The following is a 21,241-nucleotide window of genomic DNA, read 5'->3' as shown; positions in this document are numbered from 1 at the left end:
CCCGACAATGATGATGGCCATCGTTAGCCATGTCATATACAAGGTATCTAAGTGAAATACCATTCCCCACAGATTCAGTAGTTTATGCTCTCCGATCTCTGTACCGCCATGCCCCATGGTGTATCTCCCCTAGCCTTTCCTTCTAGTTTTTTGGCTTCTGCTATTTGTTGTCCAAGCAAATAGATACAATTCATAAACAGGATAACAGGCATAACGAAGAAACCTGTTATAAAAGCAGAATATACAACATCGATTCGATGATGGCCCAGTAAAGCAAGAATAATAATAAGTAAACTAAATCTTCCCATCCAACCCCAGCGTATATAGGCTGGCGCCTGTTCATTAGACATCTTATTTACCCGTTCAATTTGATAATAAAGGTGAAAGAAGTACGCCACTCCTGTAATCAATCCCATAAGAATTCCTGGAATCGCCACAACTTTGCCATAAATATAAGCCGCGCCACAGAGTATTAGACTGCAAACCCCCATATGCGCCAAAATTGCCTTTACTTTCAATTTATGGCTTTTCATCCTGAGCGGCTTTCGCCATCCCCCCTTGGTTGTTTTCTGATAATAATACATAGTTTGTCTATATGTTGCATATAATGATATTTATTGAACTTTTTTGCAAGTTTTGTACCAACCCGCAAAGCCTAGTAAATTGGGACAAGTTTCTAAAATTTGTTGCAAGACGCAACAAAAAACCTGTTGCATTTTGCAATACAACAGGTTTTAATCCAGTTTATGAAGTTTACGCCACAAGGTAGTGCGATTAATCCCTAAACGGGCCGCCGCTCTAGAATAGTTGTATCCGTCCTCTACCAAAATTCTCTTAATGGTGTGTTGTTCCAAATTGGATAGACTATCAGCCGCTGGCATTTCACATTCGTTCTGTGTTATATCAGATATATTAGAATTGTACAGTAACGCCTCACGGATACAGGTCTCCTCAATCTTATCACCGGAAGCCAACAACACTGCCCGTTCCAATATATTTGCAAGTTCCCTGATATTTCCGGGCCAGTGGTATCGTTTAAGGAGCTTCATGATTCCGGGGGGAATCCTAACCTGTTTCTTATGCTGGCGACAAAATTTATCTACAAAAAATTCCGCTAACAGGGGTATATCGGTCGCTCTCTCCCGCAACGGCGGGATGTGCAGTCGCAGAATGTCCAAACGATAATACAAATCTTGCCGAAACTGTTTTTTTAGAATTAATTCCTGCAGGTTCTGATTAGTTGCTGCAATAAATCTGACATCAACGGCAATCAGTCTGTCGCCTCCCAGTCGCATTACCTCTTTTTCCTGCAGCACCCTAAGCAGCCTGGATTGTAGTACCAAATTCATTTCACTGATCTCATCAAGAAAGATGGTTCCATTGTGTGCAATTTCGATTAGCCCCATCTTACCGCCTTTGCGTGCTCCAGTAAAAGCCCCTTCTTCATAACCGAATAACTCGCTCTCCAGCAAATTTTCCGGTAATGATGCACAGTTTACGGCTACAAATGGTCCGTTCCTCCGTTCGCTCAAATTATGAATACTCTGAGCAAACATTTCTTTGCCGGTTCCCGACTCACCAGTAATTAGCACTGTTGAACTCGTTTCCCCATATTGGCGAGCTCGTTCTTTCGCTGCCATAATGGCTGGTGATACACCAACAATATCGTCGATAGTAGTTTTAGCAATTAATCCTTTAGCATAAAGCTTTTGTCGTATATCATGCTCATAGCGCTGCAACTGAGTGACATCCTGGAAATTAGCAACCGCCCCAACTACCTTGCCATCAAATTTTATGGGAATACGTTTGGTAGCAATAATTTTGCTGCCTACATGCTGAATCTCACCGATTTCAGGTGTCCCTTTAGCAACAACTTGCGGCAATCTGGTATTGGGTACAACTTCAGTAACTGGCCTACCTAGGGCATAATCGGCAGATACTTTAAATATCTCCTCCGCCATGGGGTTAAATATAATTATGCGTTCGTCTCGATCAATACATATAATTCCATCAGGTGAGCTTTCAATAATTGTGTTTAGTAATTGATTGCTTTCTATCCTTTTGTTACATACCCCTAACAGCTTTTGAGCTTCTTGTAGCGCTTGCCGGATCGCCTCTTTGCCAGACTCAATAAGAATAGCGTTCAGTCCTAATTCAGCCGCTGCCTGCACGGCAACATAATCACCAACAATTACCTGAACACCATCCCTAGCAGCAGACAAAACCTTTTCTTTTGCCTGGTTATGATCTTCCATCGTGATGATCCGTAAGGGTGTCCCGAAGAATTCGATCCTATCTGCATAGGGAGTAATAACATTAGAAAATCCTATTATACCAATGGGTCCTTGCTTAATTGGTATTTTGCCCAAAGCCCGTAACACGTCAGGAATAGTTATCTTGATTTCTACGACAGGCACATTAAACGCTTTGGCAAGTAGTAAGGCTGTCCCACCTCGACTAATGATTGCTCTAACATCATTAGTCATTACCTGTTTTGCGGCGGTTACGCCAGCTTCTAAATTCCCTGAGACAATCTCAATATCAGCCAGCCACTGACCTTCTTGCTCTTTCACCACTTCCCAGGCAACTTCTTGTAACTTAGAAAAAGGTGCTACCAACACTATTTTGGCATCATAAATCCCCCCTTCAGCTACTACGTTGAAGTACCTTGGATCAATTTTGTTATTTTCTAATTATTCTGTTAATTAGTTATTATACTTACGCATTAAAATTCCTCCTAATATTTATATTTTTTTACAATATTTCCTAGAAATTGATAAAAAATAGCGCTCTTTAAGATATGTATACAGTAATCTGAGTCAGCGTATCAATAAATGACCCCCTGCCGGCTTGGCAGGGGGTACGTATCTGTTGCTTACGTATTCGCGTTAGATTAACTATATAGAGTTTCCACTTTTTATTTATTCGTTATACTGCCAATGTTTTATAATTGAATGGATATCGTGCCATTGGGATGATTAATAAATTCAATATATTCATTGCTTTGAAAATAGTCCACAGGAAATGTTAACTCAATTCCCGTGTCAGTTTTTATCTTATGATTCTTACCTTTTTTAACGGCAAAATCTTTATCAACCTTAACCGTTTCGGTAATCCCCGCACTTTCTACTGCTTTGATATATTCGGCCTGCATCATGGGGGAATCGCTGAACACCTCTTTACCCAAGGCCACTGGGTCTAATCGTTCAGAAATTCCGGTGTTTTCCACAATGTAATGTTTGGCTTTGGCCACTGCCTCGACAGTGCTTAGGCCATGACTTTCGGCTACCGTCCGGGTAATGGTACTTACCCATTCAATGGTTTCTTTGGGTGAGATACGCGAACTACACTCCAATATTTGATCGGCAATAACATAGGTCTCAACACCATTGACTAAACGTTTCTTATCAACAAACGTAATTGCCAGTGTAGCGGCATCAATTAGTGCATATTCATCAAATTTCTGTGACAATCCCGGTAAAATTGCATAATGATTGATAATATCATTTTTAATTTTGCCATTTTCCTGTACTACCTGGTGAATAAACCCAATCTTGTTATTACACTTTAACAGCCCAAGCATCCGGTTACTATCAATAGTAAAATCACAAATAATTACATCGGTTGAGACTGTAACATCTGACTGCGCTATCGCCGTATACATCAAATCGGCTGCATATACCGAAAAGCTAATAAAATCTAGCATCCCAGCAAGATAGTCTGTTACTTTTTCTTTAAACCGACTATTAGGCAAAAAAGTTCCTGTTTTGGCACTCTGATTCTGATAGGCTTTTTCAATATGTTTAGTTAGGAAATCCATAACACTGCCGCTAGTTATATCCAATTCCTGTTCCGAAAAAACCGTTACACCTGAGTTAAAATCCAGGATATGCAGAATGGCTTTATGAATATTGATTAACATGTAATCTTCCTTTACTTTAACTACTTACAAACACAATTTCGGCCTTTCTTTTTGGCGCGATAAAGAGCAGCATCTGCTGCTTTGATCACTTCGTTGGCTTCCGGATGCTTTTCGTCGCGCTCGGCTGCCCCAATACTAATAGTTACAAATAGCTTTTTAGCTGCAGGCTTCTTTTTGGCCTTGCTACGCTTTTTTCCCTGATAGGTGTATGGTGTTTTTTCCACTAATTCTCGCACTGTCTCGAGATGGGGCATAGCCTCAGCCAGGGACTTATGAGGAAATACCAAGGTAAACTCTTCCCCGCCGTAACGAAAAACTTTACCGCCTCCTGTTACTTTTCGCAGCGCATTGGCTACCAGACAAAGTACATCATCGCCCGTGTCATGTCCATACGTGTCATTGAATTTTTTAAAATAGTCGATGTCCACCATGGCAATCGTATACTCGCCTCTAAGTTTCATAAGCTCTTCCTTAAGGGCACGGCGGGCCGGCAGTCCTGTCAGTTCATCAAGATAAGCCATCGAATACGAATCTTGGATAACTACAATGATTAGTATGATAGCAGCAGCACTAAAAAAAACCGGTAGTGCCAGCGGCTCGGCTAGCCAATGCAGTCCACACATTGTACTTAGTAACACGGCAACAAATGCGCCATCCAATTTTCCCCGGCTTGTAAGCTGCCTAGTAAGCAGAAGTAAAAAAGCACCGCCATAAGCCGCCAATGCTATCTGAGGAAGAGAAGTTACCGCAGACAGCCCATCTGGCAAAAACCTAATGTTAAAAATATAGAACATGGTACTATCATTAGCAGCAATGGCCATTCCGATATAAAATACCTGAGCAAAAATAATTCCAAACCGCCCTAAACCCCAGGCATTAAAAATTCCTCGCTCATTTAGAAGCGAAAATAGCAAGATATTGAGCGGCAGCAGCGTAGATAAAACAGGATACAGCATGATAGGCAAAGTCGGATTCGCAGTATCTGCTGCCGCCACACTGAGGGCATATTGACAAATAACCAATACACCAGTAATAAAAAAGACTCGGCTGCGGTTAAACCACCAGCCCAGAATCATTCCAACACCATATATAGCATACACTAGGTTATCAATCATCAAAAACCATTCATTACCGGCAGGCAGTCGAAAATAAGCAAAAAGGACTAAGGCCAACACCCCAAACGGAATGCTGATAAATGCCGACATAATGTTAGCCATTGCTGTTGCTGCAACCCTTTCCCTCAGTTAATCCTTGTGTATTAAATCAATATCATTATAGCAATTTCGACATATTATGTCATTACTTTATCCGCACACTGGTTCCGCCTGTTAAGATACTCTCCTCAACTGCTAGCTCAGCCAACCTTCTGCCAAGATGCCATCCTACGCCAATGATGCTTTCAATATGTAAAAAATACTCGATCGACGGATCATACAAGATGGTGGCGTTAGCCGCGACTTCTTCGTCGCCTTCCCAAACAACCACACATAAAGGAATCTTAGGAAACACCTGAAAAATAGCCGAAGCATCTCCAAAACCCGCCGGTCTTCCCCCAAGCCGGGCGGCGCATGCTAGCAGCAATGCCGGACGGTGACCAAAAGCCTTAATCAGACTTTGAATCGGGGTTTGACGGAATGCGGGGTAAAACAGCAGGCCTCCATTCGGTATTTCTTTTAAACTTACCCACTTATTGGCCACATCAGCCTTGGACTGAAAAAAGGACAGATAATGCAACATCAATATAGCCGCTTCCAGTTCGGGTGGTTTCCCGTCTGTTTGCCTGCCAATGCTTTCATGTTTCAGATCTACAATGTATTTATCATTAAGAAAAGGTACGATAAACTGCTGTACTTCCGGCAAGTATTGTACATTCATGTATTTGGAGACTTCTAACGGATCCTTTTGTTTCAAATCTTGCCAGCCTTTATTATAGGCAATCTGGTAGTTTGTAGCCATTCCAATCCCTCCCATGTAAACTAATTATAAAGCATTATTACCAAAACTTCTAAGAAATTTCTAAAAATATCAGATTATACTTATATTATAAACTATATTTTTCCCTTTTTGAGCCATACACGCTCTTCCCCTACAGCGTGAATCAAACGAAAAATCCGTAGGCCTAACAAAAGTCTACGGATTTTTCATTTGATTTTTGAAATATTTATCTAATAAGCATTTTGTCTGGCGTAACATCTGTTCCAACTGACTTCCTGCCATACTTATTTGTCGAAAACCAGTGTGAAGCTCCTGCCAAGTAAGCGGTCGCTGCTGTTCCAGCATGGTTAGCGACGGAAAACAAAGATCCAAATGATTCCAGGCTTTTTTAATAATTATATAACTGAGAAGAGAACTGCCTGCCATATAGATCAATCCACCAGCCAACCGGAGCAGCAACCAAGGGAAAATGGTTTGATTTGTCTGCCCCACAGTAAGTCCGGCAACATACCAGCAATAGGACTGCAAACCGCCGGCGACGAGTAAAGCCACTGCCATAATTAGCAGGCCAGTATTTAGGAAAATCAGCGCCAGCCAACTATACTGATAGCTTTGCTGATCAAGTTCAATTTCTGAGAAGAAAATATAATAGCTTAACGCCAGAACCAGAAAGCCAAAAACGCCAAACACCGCTACATGCGAATGTGCCGAAGTTATATATGTCCCATGAATATACTTGTTCACAATGGGTATGGCCATAAGAAAGCCTAATAAGCCTGCCCCAAAGATATGATGACACATACTGCAGGCAATCATGACCATTACTATTTTCTCGCGTTGTCTCAATTCACGGAAATACTGGAGGTGTACGGTTCTGATTATCGCATATAGTAATAATAATGTTGGAACAACCTGGATGGTACTAAAAGCTCCACCTACCCATATCCAATAATAGGGACCACCCACCCAGTAGTAATGATGACCCGTAGCCAACGTTCCAGTTAATACCATAATCATAATATCCAAATATATGACATTTTCAATAGTGCTGCGCTGCATTCCTGGCAACGTCAGTACCATGGCAGCCAGCACACCTGTCCCGATAAGCTCTAGGCTCATCTCTTCCCAAAGATGCACCACCCAGAATTTATAAAACTCCTCGGCAACCGGATGTGCATACTGCAATAGATTAGGAAAAAAGAAAATAATCAGGGTGAAACTCCCGGCTAACATACTAACAAGGGTTGCCCGGCTTTTTGGCATTTTGGCGATCTGATAGGTTTTTATAAGATTATAAACCAAGAGACTGACAGAAACGGCAATCCCGACTTTAAGCGGCCTCAATGCTTCAAGATATTCAATTCCTTCATGAAATCCAAGCATCAGCGAGCCAAGTATTGTTAGGATAGTTATTACAAACACCCAGAAATTTACTTCCATGAGTTTTAGACTGTATATTTCCCTGCCAGCTTCACTGCCAAAGAAATAATAGACAATGCCTGTTATGCCAAATAGCGGCCACAAAATACTGATATTCAGGTGAAAAGCCCTTCCGTTAGCAAACGACACCGGGAAAGGAATGTCGAGAAACACGGTCTCCAAGGCGCCACCAATGGCCACAATACCTTGCAATCCAAAAAATAAAAAGGTAAGTAAGGCATATTTATAGCATAGCTTTTGCGACAATAACATCAATTAACTCCTTTATGGGGATTAAGGGGCCAATCAAATGTATGAATGGTACTTAAATACCTTAGATAAGCCACCATATCTGCTGCCTCTTGCTCGGTAAGCTGATCATGGCGTTTATGTTTAGCTCCAGTAAGTACCGGTCCTTGAACCAGATATTCTGCAAGTGCTTTATCACCGGTTTTGCTATAAATCCTGGTAAGGTCACCGCCTAGATATCCGCCATTGCCAAAAACAGTATGACACTCAATACAGGCTTTCTGTTGAAAGATTCTTTTTCCCTGTAGCGCATCAGGAGGAATGGGTTGCACAGAAACAGCATGGCGAACCGAGCTATAAACCAATAGACAAAACATGCCGATTACGCCTAGCAATATGCCCCAAAACATATAAGCTTTACTCATACATATCCCTCCCCCATATAGTATTGCCGCATTGTCAGCAAAGTAGCCTGCTGCTGCCAATTATGTCAAAGCCAGTTTAAATCTGAGCGGAATATCAAATACTACTCCTAGCAAACCGCTTACGCACACTGAATTAAGGAATATGACTATGCAAATTCTTATAACGGATGCTGAATGGTTGCTGTTACTGCTGCTTTTACCGATTTTTTTCGTACTCGTACTACTCTTATTTGCCAAATCCATTTCGCGCTATTTTTTGCAGCAAGTCACTGAAAAAGTTTTACCGAACCTTCTTACTAAAGAATATGATTTAAGCCTGGCTGAATTATATCCCTCTATAAAACGGTTTTCTGTCTTATATATGATTGAGCTGAGCTTGCGCGCGGAAACGGGGAAAATCATTGGCAGGCCACTCGGTTCGCCTAAAAATTTTCCCGGATTTGATAACCTTATGCTCACCCCCCGGCAAACTACGACATTTGCCCTGCCGGAAAACACCCGTATTGATATGAGTGTAACTCTTGGCCCCAAGGCAGAAAAACCTTTAACCATAAAAATTCCGTTAATGATTGGCGGGATGGCTTATGGGTTGGCCCTCAGCGAAGAAGCTAAGCTGGCCTTGGCCAGAGCATCCAAAATCCTGCAAACCGCCACCAACTCGGGAGAAGGTCCGTTTCTTCCTGAAGAAGCACTGCTTGCCGACAAATTCATCCTCCAAATTTGCCGCTGGTCATGGGGAGCTAGAACCGATCAGGAAATTGCTGCTGCCGATATGTTAGAAGTGCAAATGGGACAAGGGGCCGATGTCGGAACCGCACGCATCGAAGCTGCCGAATTTGAAGGCAGAGCCCGCGTTCTTGCTGGTTTAGCTCCGGGAGAACCAGCTATTGCCCTGCCTGCACCGCCGGGAGTTCATACACCGGAAGATTGGCCGGAATTTATGAATAAATTACGGCAAAGGGCTAACGGTATTCCCATTGGCCTGAAACTTATGGCCACCGACCGCCTTGAAGAAGAATTAGCGGTTGCCGTTAAATTAGGTTTTGACGTCATCGTGCTTGACGGTTCTGGCGGCGGGTCGCACGCAACAGCACCTATTAAGCAAGATGATTTTGGGTTACCCATCATTTACGCATTAGTGCGCGCCAAACGGTTCTTACAAGACACGCAGATTAGCTTAGTCGTGTCAGGTGGTTTTTTTACACCAGGCCATTGCCTCAAAGCTCTGGCTTTAGGAGCTGATGCCATTTATTTGGGCACCATTCCCCTTTTAGCTCTCGCCCACAATCAACTCCCAAAAGTAGTCCCCTGGGAACCACCCACCACCTTGGTATATTATAATTCCCCGGCCAAAACCCGACTGAATATCGGCCAGGCTGCTACCAGTGTTGCCAATGTACTCACATCGATGGTTTTGGAAATGGAAGAGACCATGCGCGCCTTAGGAAAAACCTCTCTAAAAGAATTCAACTATGATGATTTTGTTGCTTTGGATTCCATCACCGCAGAGCTTACAGGAGTGAAAGAAATGCGTAAAAGTAGTAACACCCCGTTGATTAGGAATTGACCCTATGCCTATGCTCATCGGTGCTTGCCCGTTGTTGTTGCTGCTATTGCTTCTATTGGCTGTTATGCTGATCGTTCTAGTGTTATTGGCTAAGCCAATCACGCGTTATATTATAAACCGTGCCGCTGACGACGTTATATCAAAACTATTTGCTGAAACCTATGACCAGAATATTGCCGAACTCTATCCCTCACTAAAACGCCTTTCCATCTTATATCTAATCGAAATGAGTTTACGGGCTGAAACAGGTAAGATTATCGAAAGACCGTTAGGCTCACCGAAGCAGTTTTTGGGCTATGATAACCTGATGTTCTCCCCTCGGCAAATGACGAGATTTTCTTTACCGGAAAATACTAAAATAGATATGAGTGTTACGATTGGCCCGAAGGCAGCCAAACCACTGACAATACAAATTCCCTTGCTGATTGCCGGTATGGCTTACGGCACAGCACTTAGTGAAGAGGCCAAGTTAGCCTTGGCCAAAGCCTCAAAGACTCTGCAAACAGCGACAAACTCAGGCGAAGGGCCTTTTCTCCCTGAAGAAGCAGAAGCAGCCGGGAAATTTATCTTACAAATTTGCCGCTGGCCATGGGGTGCTAGAACCGATGAACAAATTTCCTCAGCACACATGCTTGAAGTACAAATGGGGCAAGGCGGCAGCATAGGAGCCATTCGTACAGAAGCAAGAGAAATAGAGGGCAGAGCCCGCATCCTTGCTGGTTTGGCTCCCGGCGAACCAGCACTCCCGCTCCCAGGACCTCCCGGACTTGAGCGGCCGGAAGATTGGCCAATATTTATGCAAACATTGCGTCAAAGAGCCAAAGGTATTCCCATAGCTCTTAAAATCATGGCCACAGATAAACTGGAAGAAGATTTAGAACTTGCCGTAGCTTTAGGTTTTGATGCCATAGTGATTAATGGTGCCGAAGGCGGGTCTCATGCAGCCATTCCTACTAAACTGGATGATTTGGGACTGCCTAGTTTGTGCACAGTGGTTCGTGCCAAACAATTTTTGGCAAATACTCAGATAAGTTTAATCGTATCTGGCGGCTATTTTACTCCCGGTCAATGTCTCAAAGCCTTAGCACTCGGGGCAGACGCCGTTGCCTTGGGCACTGTTCCGCTGTTTGCCCTGACACACAATCAAATCATCAAAGCGACTCCCTGGCAACCTCCTACCACATTGGTATATTACAACTCTCCGGCCAAAACCCAGCTTAACATTGACCAAGCAGCTATCAGTGTCGCCAATGTGCTGACATCCATGACCTTGGAAATGGAAGAAGCGATGCGAGCCTTAGGAAAGCGCTCTCTAACAGAACTTACTCCTGATGACCTTATTGCATTGGATGCCATTACTGCCACAGTTACCGGCGTAAAACAAGCATCTGGCATCAAAAATCCGTAGGCCAAAAGGTCTACGGATTTTTATGCCGATAACCACAATATTATTTTTTACTTAGCTTTTAGCCTATAGGCTAAATATAATCCCAGTAACCAAACTGGCGCAACATACAGCGAGTAGCGCATATCAGGCATAGCAGCCATAATAACGACAACTAACACTAAAAAAGCTAGAGCAAGATAAGACGCCAGCGGATAAAACGGCATTTTAAACAAAATGGGTTCATGGGTTTGTTGCCTTTGTTTACGGAATTTTAGCTGCACAATCAATATTGCCGACCAGTTAATAATAATCGAGATCGTGGCCAAGGCCATAAAATATAAGAAAACCTTTTCCGGATTTAAATAACTGATTAATACTACAATTAAAGTAAACGCCGATGAAACCAATGTTGCATTTACTGGTGCGCCTGCCGCATTAAGCTTGCCCAAAAACTTTGGAGCATTTCCTTGCTTGGCAAGGCCGTACAACATTCGGCCATTGCTATATAAGGCACTGTTATATGCTGATAAAGCGGCAGTAAGCACGACAAAATTCAGCAAGTGAGCCGCCGCCGGGATACCTACATGCGAAAATATCTGAACAAACGGACTGCCGGTTGTCTCAATTTCATTCCAGGGAAAGATGGCTAAAATAACAGTCATAGCCCCTACATAAAATAGCAAAATCCTCCATACCACCTGATTAATAGCTTTGGGAATAGTTTTTTCAGGATTTTCCGCCTCACCGGCAGTAATCCCCACAAGCTCTACCCCGCCAAACGAAAACATTACCAATACCAGTGACGTAATTACCCCATAAACACCTTGCGGAAAAAAGCCGCCATGAGTCCATAAATTACTAATACCTACAGGCTGTCCACCATTACCGATGCCAAAAACAATCATGCCTGCCCCAAAAACAATCATGCCGATAATGGCCAGCACCTTGATAATAGCAAACCAAAACTCAAATTCACCATAAGCTTTTACATTTATGACATTAATCAAGGTAACGACAACCAGACACACTAGCGCCGTGATCCAGGTGGGAATATCAGGAAACCAATAATTAATATACGTGCCGATAACCGAAAGTTCGGCCATACCAACAACCACATAATTAAACCAATAATTCCAGCCCGAAATAAATCCCGGAAGTTCACCCCAATATTGATAGGCATACTGACTAAATGAACCAGATACTGGATGAGCTACCGACATTTCTCCCAACGCCCGCATGATAAAAAAGATCACAATCCCGCCAATCAGATAAGATAAGGTAATTGCCGGACCGGCCATTTTCACCACAGTTGCTGAACCGTAAAACAGCCCAGTACCAATAGCGCCTCCTAGGGCAATCATCTGAATATGCCGATTCTTAAGACCGCGCCGAATTTGTTGTTCCTCAATACTTTTGTTCATAACATTCTTCCTTTCTACTCGCCTTTACTTCGGGCTTCTCACATTTCTTACATCCTACAATGAAAAAACCATACTACGACCATATTATTATATCTCAATTTGCCCAACATTCCCATTGGAATTTTAATAAAATAACAAGTATACTTCATCTATTTTTCTGTGAAACTAGGTAACAGTGCTGCTAAACAGCATGTCTTCAGGCCTTTTAAACATCCCAAGCCTATACTGTATCCAGGCGTAAAGGTATTTTTTATTAGGAGAAAACAACAATGAGAATTACGATCTGCCAAAGTCTAATCGAAACATTCCAGGAAGCACTAACCCCGCAGTTAGCGGTGTTATTACTGTTGACAGGCCTTTATTCTCTCATCTTCTGTCTCAAAGACGCCCGCAGCAAAAATCACATACATGCGGAAAAAGCCGCCCGCATCGGAGGATGGCTCTACCTAGCTTTGGCGGCAGCAATATTGATAAGCAATTTATTCTTCTAACGCCTCAGATTGGTTCCTTTAATTCTTACTTTAATTGTAACATCGGCCTCAACCGTCGGAAATATCTCATCTTCCCAACGATCTTTGACCTGCTCCCAATAATCCGGATTTTTACGATAGATAAGACTTCCAAAACCAGTAACATCAGCCCTAACATCCTGTGCCTTTTTCAACGCAGCATATGCCTGCCGGGTAAGCTCTTCCTCCGCAGCCTGCGCTATTACTTTAACAGCTTCATCACTATATGGCTCCTCCTGCATAGGCACACTTTCGGCAATCCTGCAGGTAAAATCACCGGTAAGAATAAAGCGAACGGTATCGCCAAAAAACACTGGTTTTAATTTAACTTTAGACTCCGTAATTTCCACCACTACCAGCGTATCCGGCTTGTCAGGATGAGCGACCAACACCAAGCCTTGTTTTAATAGATTTATCCAAATTTTTCCTCCTGTGGTTTCATATTCATTGGCTATCCCCACCATCCGACCTTGACTATTAAATAACGCACTGCCGACAGCTTTTAACTGCCCTTTTTCCTGATAAAGTATCGGAGCAGAAAAACTCTTTTTGCCGTAAACCGCCTTTGAAAGAAACCCAAGCTCATTTTTGATAGTAATCGTTGGATTTTTTTGAGAACTAGCCGTCAGTCTCGCTAAAATTTGACTGTTAATCTCATCGGTTTCTGGCTTACGTTTAAAAAAATCCTCAGCCCGTCCTTTAGTGACAAACAGTTTAGTCCGGCGGCGAATTTCCGATTCTCGGATAAAAAAATCAAATATTTCCTTAATACCTTCGCGTGCCACTTCTTCACTGATCAGCAGAATCTCCATATCTTCTGCAAACATGGTTAAATCAGACTGAGCATTTATCGCCCAGCTCATTGCCAGGAAGGATTCTCCCTCTGCCGATAATACAATATTTTTTTCGGGCTGCGTACCTGGTGTTTCGCTAGAACCAGAACTGGACTTGAACTTACGCAACTCGTAACTCAAACGGTAGCGGCGAGCACCTGTCTGCTGAAATGCTTGCTCAATATCATAAGTACCATCCCCGCTGTCTGGAGTAACGTGATCAACGGCTGCTCCTATGATATAACCTCTTTGTTCAATTTCCTTCTGATCCCAGCAGCCGCTTGTGATTAGGAGGACGATACATAACGCTGCCGCTGCCAACAATCTTATGTGCACCATTATGATCCTCCCAAATTTCGTACCTTAGCAATAAGAAGCAATACAGGCAAAATGCCTAACCCCCAAATAATAGTAGCAGTATTATTTAATTGATAAAACAAGTTAATTTGTTCGTAGTCACTAGGAAACATGGCAATAAAGTAAAAAACTGGTACCAATAAAACAATAAAAGGCCTACTATACTCGCACCTCATGAGCTTAGAACATGCAAAAGCTGTAAAATACAGAAAATTCGTCAGTGATGTAAAATAAATAGCCATCCACAAGATTAACAGGTAGCCTTCAATTCGCTCAATAAAGGTATCTGGAATGTCTACTTCCCGATACGCCATAATCGTAGGAAATCTTGTGGAAATTATCTCCTGAGCCCCTAAAATTCCTTGAACAATAACGGTTATACCGGTATAAATAATCAGCAAAGTAACAATACTGGATAACCCAGTCTTCAGAGCCTGGTTCTGTCGGGTAAGAAACGGAAATATCAGCCCGGTTATGAGTTCTGGCCCAGAATATGTAAACCAACTAGGTAGTATCCCCTTCACCACCGGCATAATTCCTTTCGCTAAAAAAGGCTCAAAGTTGCGAAAGTCAATCTGCAAAACCCCGAGCAAAACAAAAAAAACAAAAAGCGGGCCGACACTAAAGATGATAAATTGCTGCATGCGAATAAGGGGCGCCAGACCGTATTGTCCCGCATAAGCTGCAAGAACCAAATAGATAAAAAATAAGTACGGCGGAGTCACATCGAACATAAACAGAATGATTGCATCGGAAAATGCCCGTAACGCAGTAGACCCCACCAAGGCTAACAGCAGTATATAATACACATTTACCAATTGGCCAGCTATCGGTCCTAGCAGTAAGCGATGGTACTCTAGGGCAGTAGATTCAGGAAAGCGCTGGCTTAGACGCAAGGCACACCAAAATGAGAAACCCATGACCAAGCCACCAAACATCACAGACAGCCACATATCCTCGCGGGCCATAGCAGCCACTGAACGAGGCAATATCAGTACTCCAGCGCCAAAAGCAGTATTGACATAAAGAACAAAAGCTTGCAGCAAAGAAATATGTTTCTGAATATACATCTTATCACGGCCTATCACTAGCTTATTTACGTTTTTTGCTGTCAACCGGTTCCGGGTAAGCTGGCCTTGTTTTCATAGCTACCGTCGGTGCTACAATGATGGAATCTTTCAAGTCGGTTAACCGAGCGCTATTTTTAGGTGTTAAAGGTGCCAAATAAGGCTCACCAAAACTTTCTAAAATACTAAGATGAATAACAATGGCCACGATCCCCATGACAATGCCAAACATACCAAAAACGGAAGCCGCAAGTATGAGCGGCACCCTAAAGAAGCGCAGGGGCAGTGATATCCGGTAATTTCCAAATGTAAATGAAACAATGGCAGTAAAAGAAATAATAACTACCATGGGAGCACTGACTAAACCGGCTCGTACGGCAGCATCACCTACAACCAGACCACCCACAATGGACACTGCCGGTCCGATGGTCCTAGGCATTCTTACACCGGCCTCCTGGAGAGTCTCCAAAAAAAATTCCATAATCAGCGCTTCCATAAACGCAGGGAAAGGCACGCCTAGACGGGAGGTGGCAATGGTAACCGTCAGCGGCGTAGGAATTAATCCGGGATGAAAAGTTGTAATCGCAACATACAACGCCGGAGTAACCATGGCAAATAAAGCAGAGACATACCGCGTGATTCTAACCACTGAACTAACAATCCAGTTTTCGTAATAATCATCGCCTGCCTGCATAAAATCCGAAAAAGTGGCTGGTGCCAATAAAGCAAACGGAGTCCCGTCCACCAAAATAGCGAATTTTCCATCCGTCATACCGGCGATAATCTTATCCGGGCGCTCGGTAGCAAAAATGGTGGGAAACGGAGAAAACGGATGATCGGAAATTAACCCTGCAATCATGGCTTCGCTGCCGACAATATCAATCTTTATCTTTTTTAATCGCTGCTCAGCCTGATACACATGCTTAGGGTTAGCTATCCCGCGAAAATAAGCCAAAGCAACTTTTACGTCACTCCGAACACCAATAGCCATGATCTTAACAATAAAATTAGGATTAACCAGGCGCCGTCGCAACAATGTGATATTTATGCTTAAATCTTCCGTAAAAGCGTCCTGCGGGCCCCAAATCGTAGGTTCACTTTCCGGTCTAGACACTGACCGTACTTCTAGCTTGCGGGTAGTAATAATTAGGGCAGCAGCATAATTGTCAACAAATAATACTGTCTCGCCAGAAAGCATCCGTTCTATTACTACACGCATTTCTTGGGTATATTCAACCGCTGATGCCGTAAGCGCACCCTGAACGCAGGCAAAGACCTGCTCAGGCCCAGAGCATTCTTCGCCTAAAGACGGAGATACCAATGGCTTGAGGATTGCCTGATCAATTGTTTCTTTATCAATCATTCCCTCTACAAACACGATGGCTGCTTTTAGCCCAAATGCAGTAATCACAAACTCTCTGATATGGATATCACTGCTCGGATTAACTATATCCCGAATGTGATTAAGATTCATATCGATATGGGTAACAAGCGGGTAGCTTTCTGGAAATCGATATGAATCACGCAGGCTGTTAACGATGACCTGTGAATCAGACTCAATGTCCTGAGCATGATTAATCAACGACCGTAAATTCCGCAGTTTACATTGAATACTGGAAAGCAAACTCTCATGATTTTCGCGTTGTTGCTTCATATATCTCCCTATACTAGCGTTTTCCCATAATTAATATAACCAGAATATCCTGCTTGGATACTTGGGCACAAATTAATATATCCTGAAGCTGGGTATAGGGTATGTGCACAGGTAAATAAAAAACCGTAGAACGACTCTACGGTTTTTCTGTAAAAAATCCATACCCAAAACAGTATAGATGCTGTTTTACCTATCTAATAAAATTAGTCATTTTTTTCGGTTCAGGAGCAACAGGAGGTACTAACGGTTTGCCAGCAGCCAGAACCTTTAATAGCCAGGCCATATTTTTACCTAAAACCCGCATAATTTGGTTGCCCTCTTCGTCTTGCTGCGCCTCTCCAGGTTTAAGACCATGAGTGACGTTCCAGTAGTTGGTAGACGGTATGATCATCTCAGAATATGTAATATAGTGGTTCAGTGAATCAAACGTTGAAACCCCGCCTGACCGTCTTACAGCCACTACGGTTGCACCGACTTTATGCCGGAACATCGAATTATTAACAGAGGCGACAAAGAAGGCTCTATCTAAAAACGATTTCATCGTTCCTGCAATACCGGAAAAATACACCGGCGATCCCAATACGATTCCGTCAGCTTCTTTCATTTTCTGAATCCAGTCATTTACCTCATCATCGCCAATAACACAGCGTTCATTCAGATTTTTGGCACAGCCCATACAGGCAGTACAGCCTCTGATGGCTTTGTTGCCAACATGAATGAGTTCAAATTCTATTCCCTCTTCCTTTAGCGCTTCACCAACAACCGTAAGCGCATGACAGGTATTACCGTCTTTACGGGGACTTCCATTAAAAGCAATAACTTTCATAGTTACCCTCCCTACAATTATTTTTGTCCAACAGAATGTTTCTTGTCAGTACCATTATATCTCGTAAAACGTATCTATACAAGAATACGTCCTCTACATTCCTAACTTCTACCTTATTTAAAAGCAGTATATTCCGAAAATCGGCTTATTTCACTAGACATATAAATACCGCCCCATCCAGTTTGGACAAAGGCGGCTACAAAGACTTTTAATGAGTGGTGGTGCTCTTGGAAGCTGACTCCTGTACTGCTCTTGACAACTGATTATCAGGCGAATCGTAAGGATTTACCCAATTCTTTTGAATCATATAGTTCATTATAGTTTCATGCCCTGTTAGACTTTGCGTACAATAACCGGTTAAAAACGCACGAACCTCTGGAGTAGTCGCCGCTAACGCTGCCGAAAAATAAGCTTGGGCATTGGCAGCAGCTCCGTTTGCAGCGTTATAGGCTATAGTTTTGTCTGCCGATTCACCAGTTGATTCAGAAAACAAAGTCCCCATTAATGAAGTCATTTAATTTACCCCCTGACTTACCTGAGTCTGTGATTCGTAATTGGCACTAACAGCAGTAATCTTGTTTTCCTCCACAAATTGCTGCAATCCCGCAATTCTAGCTTGTGTAGCAGTAATGCCAGCTTGGATGATTGTCTTTAATTGCTCGTCTGATATTGCCATCAAGCTAGTCTGAGCTACCGTCAGAGTATTTGACTCCATTTCTAAAAGTTTAGCTAATGACAAGACTTCTACTGGAGTTAATTGACGCAAGGTAATTCCCCTTTCTATATGACTTGCTTGTCTCCTAACATAGGATTCGCAAAATCACCAATAAATATAGCAAAAAAATAACTCCAGTTTTCGGGAATTAACGGGTACTCCCCAATAGGCAGACAGGGTCAATCTGAGTAATAAAGCAAAGACTTCAACGGCTACCTCTCTATAGCAAGCTCTTCTCGATACTCCGCCACCCTTTTACCGTGTAGCCCATGATACAAGAGGGCACAGATAACTACAACAATAGCCATACTTACATACAATCCACGGAAACCGGTTATTGGCAGCAAGAAGCCAAGCATGAATGGACCAATTCCTATACCGCCATCAATAAATATAAAAAAGGTAGAAGTAGCCAAGCCTAAGCGCTGTCGCGGTGATACCTTAATAGCAATGGCTTGTCCACTAGACACAAATGTGCCATAGCCAAAGCCTACAAATATTCCTGCCAATAACAGAATCCAGCCTTGATCCGCCAAACTAATAAGAACCAAACCAATGGCAAATAACAGAAATGTCGGGTACATGACGAAATTTTCCCCTTTTTGGTCAAACCAGCGACCTGTTACCGGCCGGGCAACTAAAGTAGCGGTCGCGTAAACAATAAAGAAAAAGCTCCCAGCATCGATTAAATTGATTTCTCTGGCATAAGCAGCCATGAAGCTTAAAATACTTGAATAGCTCAGACCGATAAATAAACTAACAATCGAAATCGGGATTGCATTAACTTCGAAGAAGTTTGCCAGTACAAACCCTCGTAAATTATTAGTTTGCTCTTTAGTTATCTCTGGTTCAGGTACCTTGAAAAATACCATCGTAAATAAGCAGATACTTAGTAAAATGATAACTAAGATCAGGATTAGGTTAAAGCTTCCTTGTTTAATGAGAAACATACCTAAAAAAGGGCCAATGGCGGAAGCTAAGGCCGTACTCATAGCAAAATAGCCAATGCCCTCGCCCCGCCGCTCAGGGGGAATAATGCTGGCAGCAATGGTTCCCGTTGCCGTGGATGCGATGCCAAATCCCACCCCGTGAAAAAACCGAATAGCCGTAAGGAATACCAGACTGCTTATACCAAAGTAAAGTAAGGTTATACCTAAAAAAAGAACCAAACCAATATAAAGTGTCCTTTTCCTACCAACTTGGTCTATGGCCCTTCCAGTGAAGACACGTGCCACCAGTGTCCCCAATATAAAAATGCCGGACGCCAGTCCAGCTTCACTTGGTGAGGCATGTAAATAATCCATAGCATGGGTTGCTATCGTTACCATCAGCAAATAAAACGCTAAGTACATAAATAAATTGGTCATTGAATCAATCAAAAAGTCTCGAGTCCATAATTTGGGTTTATTCAACATTACCACCTATTTTCATTAGATTATCTCGTACTTTAGGGAGAATTTCAAAAGCTGCTCTTTGTTTTTCTTCAGGAATATCTGCTAGTACATCACTCTCTAATTTATCAATTAGCTTACAGCATACTTTGTAAATTTCCTCACCGGCTTCTGTCAACGTTATCATTTTTTCCCGCCTGTCGGCGCTAGGAATTTGCCGCACAATGCCTTTCTCTTCTAGGCTCTGAACCGTTCTTGTCATTACTGGTTTTCTTACATTCGCATAAGTAGAAATATCTACAAGTGTCGCAGATCCATAATCTTTTAGGTAACAAATAACTGTCCATTTAGCATACGAAATGCCAAAGGCCCCAAGAATTTCATTTATCTTATAAATAACGGCTCTGCTTAGTAATATGCAGCGACGAAAAAAGCCTTGCAAGGGATTTCCCCCCTCCTTAAAAATAATTACCTTAGGTAACTATCGCAGAATTAAATTTTACCTCTTTTATTTGAAATGTCAAGGAAAATAAGCAGTGCTTATATATTTAAATTTGAAACATATAGTTAACAACCTAATATGTTATTTGTTTCCAAAAACACTGTACCGTCCCCTGTCCCTTCCACGACTTACAGAGGTATTTTTTACACAACTCACGCCAAAATTCACGGCTAAAACAAAAAAAAGAGTTCTAGCAATAAGCTAGAACCCTTAATTTTGGTGCGCCCGGAGGGACTCGAACCCCCGCAAGACGCGGTTTAGGAAACCACCGCTCTATCCACCTGAGCTACGGACGCATGTAAAAATCTTTAGCTTTTATTTCACACTAAGCCATACTTCTACCTGATTATAATACTCTATTTCGACTAAAAAATCAACTTTTTAACCACCAATGGAAACTGAAACAAATTCAAAATGGCACCTACCGTGATGTCAGAAGCACGTAGGATAGGTAGCATAGCACCAATTAAGATGATAGCTAGTATATCACGTTGTATAACTCAGTGTCAATTGTAAGTTAATAGAAAATTATTTATATAAATTTTACTTTTTAATGTGAACTATGTAAACTCTAATGTAACAGTATGGGATTGCTACCTTGTCATTTAGTGCTTTGATATACTGCTTACTTCGATTGGCTCACACTACGTCATATCCTGCCTGCTTAAGCGCCTGAATCGCACCATCTAAATCTTTGGCTTTGACCAACATGTAATCGGTATTGTATGTAGAAATAGCAAAAATGCTTATTCCTGCTTTAGCCAGGATTGTGGCTACTACCGACAATATGCCCACAAGGCTAAAGTCTAGTATTCCTACAATTTTTAGTGCCCGCCACCCTCTTTCACACATCACATCTTCCGGAATAACTGCCTCAGAACAGACAATAGAAAGCTCTTCCGTGGTTTTAGTAATAGAAAAGAACTCACCTTGGTAAGCCCATTGCGGTATACGTTGGCCTGCCTGCAACCGACAAACACCAAGGGGTTCAGCTAAAACTTCAAACGTCAAATTCTTCTCAGTCATTATTTTCCTCCCTAACTCATAGTGTATAGCACAATC

General features: G+C 42.4%; 20 protein-coding genes and 1 tRNA gene. 3 read left to right on the top strand and 18 right to left on the bottom strand.

Annotated elements, in window-relative coordinates; genetic code table 11:
* Positions 1-74 precede the first annotated feature (74 nt).
* The 7 genes from AC29Z1_RS00515 to AC29Z1_RS00485 all read right to left on the bottom strand — a co-directional run bounded on the left by AC29Z1_RS00515 (position 75) and on the right by AC29Z1_RS00485 (position 7,950).
* Positions 75-533 (bottom strand): hypothetical protein, encoded by a 459-nt coding sequence (locus AC29Z1_RS00515; protein WP_488269497.1) that lies wholly within the window; start codon positions 531-533, stop codon positions 75-77.
* A 201-nt stretch (positions 534-734) separates the two neighbouring features.
* On the bottom strand, positions 735-2,621 hold the full coding sequence (locus tag AC29Z1_RS00510) for a sigma 54-interacting transcriptional regulator (protein ID WP_488269496.1): 1,887 nt from the start codon (positions 2,619-2,621) through the stop codon (positions 735-737).
* Positions 2,622-2,944: 323 nt separating this feature from the next.
* The gene (locus AC29Z1_RS00505; RefSeq protein ID WP_488269495.1) at positions 2,945-3,922 is read right to left on the bottom strand and encodes a nucleoid-associated protein; all 978 of its coding nucleotides are present in this window, start codon (positions 3,920-3,922) and stop codon (positions 2,945-2,947) included.
* 20 nt (positions 3,923-3,942) lie between these two features.
* Positions 3,943-5,139 carry a GGDEF domain-containing protein gene (locus AC29Z1_RS00500; protein ID WP_488269494.1) on the bottom strand — a complete coding sequence of 399 codons (1,197 nt, stop codon included), beginning with the start codon at positions 5,137-5,139 and terminating at the stop codon, positions 3,943-3,945.
* 82 nt (positions 5,140-5,221) lie between these two features.
* Positions 5,222-5,878, bottom strand: a complete 657-nt coding sequence (locus AC29Z1_RS00495; protein WP_488269493.1) for a DUF3786 domain-containing protein — start codon at positions 5,876-5,878, stop codon at positions 5,222-5,224.
* Between the two features lie 174 nt (positions 5,879-6,052).
* Positions 6,053-7,549 carry a cbb3-type cytochrome c oxidase subunit I gene (locus AC29Z1_RS00490; RefSeq protein ID WP_488269492.1) on the bottom strand — a complete coding sequence of 499 codons (1,497 nt, stop codon included), beginning with the start codon at positions 7,547-7,549 and terminating at the stop codon, positions 6,053-6,055.
* Positions 7,549-7,950, bottom strand: coding sequence for a c-type cytochrome (locus AC29Z1_RS00485; RefSeq protein ID WP_488269491.1), 402 nt, complete (start codon positions 7,948-7,950; stop codon positions 7,549-7,551). The genes AC29Z1_RS00490 and AC29Z1_RS00485 overlap by 1 nt, the downstream gene beginning before the upstream one ends.
* 148 nt (positions 7,951-8,098) lie before the next feature.
* On the opposite strand from AC29Z1_RS00485, the gene AC29Z1_RS00480 reads away from it, so the two are divergent.
* Positions 8,099-9,517, top strand: a complete 1,419-nt coding sequence (locus tag AC29Z1_RS00480) for an FMN-binding glutamate synthase family protein (protein WP_488269490.1) — start codon at positions 8,099-8,101, stop codon at positions 9,515-9,517.
* A gap of 4 nt (positions 9,518-9,521) precedes the next feature.
* Complete coding sequence (locus tag AC29Z1_RS00475) at positions 9,522-10,925, top strand: FMN-binding glutamate synthase family protein (RefSeq protein WP_488269489.1); 1,404 nt, start codon at positions 9,522-9,524, stop codon at positions 10,923-10,925.
* Positions 10,926-10,972: 47 nt separating this feature from the next.
* Here the strand turns inward: AC29Z1_RS00475 and AC29Z1_RS00470 are convergent, their stop codons facing one another.
* Positions 10,973-12,325 (bottom strand): amino acid permease, encoded by a 1,353-nt coding sequence (locus AC29Z1_RS00470; RefSeq protein WP_488269488.1) that lies wholly within the window; start codon positions 12,323-12,325, stop codon positions 10,973-10,975.
* Between the two features lie 269 nt (positions 12,326-12,594).
* On the opposite strand from AC29Z1_RS00470, the gene AC29Z1_RS00465 reads away from it, so the two are divergent.
* Entirely contained in the window at positions 12,595-12,816 is a 222-nt protein-coding gene (locus AC29Z1_RS00465) for a CLC_0170 family protein (protein ID WP_488269487.1), read from the top strand.
* Here AC29Z1_RS00465 and AC29Z1_RS00460 read toward each other — a convergent pair.
* The 10 genes from AC29Z1_RS00460 to AC29Z1_RS00415 all read right to left on the bottom strand — a co-directional run bounded on the left by AC29Z1_RS00460 (position 12,813) and on the right by AC29Z1_RS00415 (position 21,205).
* Complete coding sequence (locus AC29Z1_RS00460; RefSeq protein WP_488269486.1) at positions 12,813-14,006, bottom strand: Ger(x)C family spore germination protein; 1,194 nt, start codon at positions 14,004-14,006, stop codon at positions 12,813-12,815. The genes AC29Z1_RS00465 and AC29Z1_RS00460 overlap by 4 nt on opposite strands.
* Positions 14,006-15,094: a GerAB/ArcD/ProY family transporter gene (locus AC29Z1_RS00455; RefSeq protein ID WP_488269485.1), complete on the bottom strand. Its 1,089-nt coding sequence runs from the start codon at positions 15,092-15,094 to the stop codon at positions 14,006-14,008. The genes AC29Z1_RS00460 and AC29Z1_RS00455 overlap by 1 nt, the downstream gene beginning before the upstream one ends.
* Before the next feature lie 22 nt (positions 15,095-15,116).
* The gene (locus AC29Z1_RS00450) at positions 15,117-16,745 is read right to left on the bottom strand and encodes a spore germination protein (protein ID WP_488269484.1); all 1,629 of its coding nucleotides are present in this window, start codon (positions 16,743-16,745) and stop codon (positions 15,117-15,119) included.
* Positions 16,746-16,935: 190 nt separating this feature from the next.
* Positions 16,936-17,571: a flavodoxin family protein gene (locus tag AC29Z1_RS00445; RefSeq protein WP_488269483.1), complete on the bottom strand. Its 636-nt coding sequence runs from the start codon at positions 17,569-17,571 to the stop codon at positions 16,936-16,938.
* Between the two features lie 208 nt (positions 17,572-17,779).
* Complete coding sequence (locus AC29Z1_RS00440; RefSeq protein ID WP_488269482.1) at positions 17,780-18,085, bottom strand: spore coat protein; 306 nt, start codon at positions 18,083-18,085, stop codon at positions 17,780-17,782.
* Positions 18,086-18,337, bottom strand: a complete 252-nt coding sequence (locus AC29Z1_RS00435) for a hypothetical protein (protein ID WP_488269481.1) — start codon at positions 18,335-18,337, stop codon at positions 18,086-18,088.
* A gap of 161 nt (positions 18,338-18,498) precedes the next feature.
* Positions 18,499-19,701, bottom strand: coding sequence for an MFS transporter (locus AC29Z1_RS00430; protein ID WP_488269480.1), 1,203 nt, complete (start codon positions 19,699-19,701; stop codon positions 18,499-18,501).
* A complete protein-coding gene (locus tag AC29Z1_RS00425) occupies positions 19,691-20,119 on the bottom strand; it encodes a MarR family winged helix-turn-helix transcriptional regulator (RefSeq protein ID WP_488269479.1) in 429 nt (142 codons plus the stop codon). Before AC29Z1_RS00425 ends, AC29Z1_RS00430 begins: the two co-directional genes overlap by 11 nt.
* Positions 20,120-20,396: 277 nt before the next feature.
* Positions 20,397-20,475: transfer RNA gene (locus AC29Z1_RS00420), tRNA-Arg, on the bottom strand.
* Between the two features lie 343 nt (positions 20,476-20,818).
* The gene (locus tag AC29Z1_RS00415) at positions 20,819-21,205 is read right to left on the bottom strand and encodes an ACT domain-containing protein (RefSeq protein ID WP_488269478.1); all 387 of its coding nucleotides are present in this window, start codon (positions 21,203-21,205) and stop codon (positions 20,819-20,821) included.
* Between the last annotated feature and the right edge of the window lie 36 nt (positions 21,206-21,241).

The sequence above is a fragment of the Sporomusa sp. genome (genome assembly GCF_057736855.1).
The sequence above is the reverse complement of the archived record's forward strand: the minus strand, read 5'-3'. Positions and strand labels throughout refer to the sequence as shown.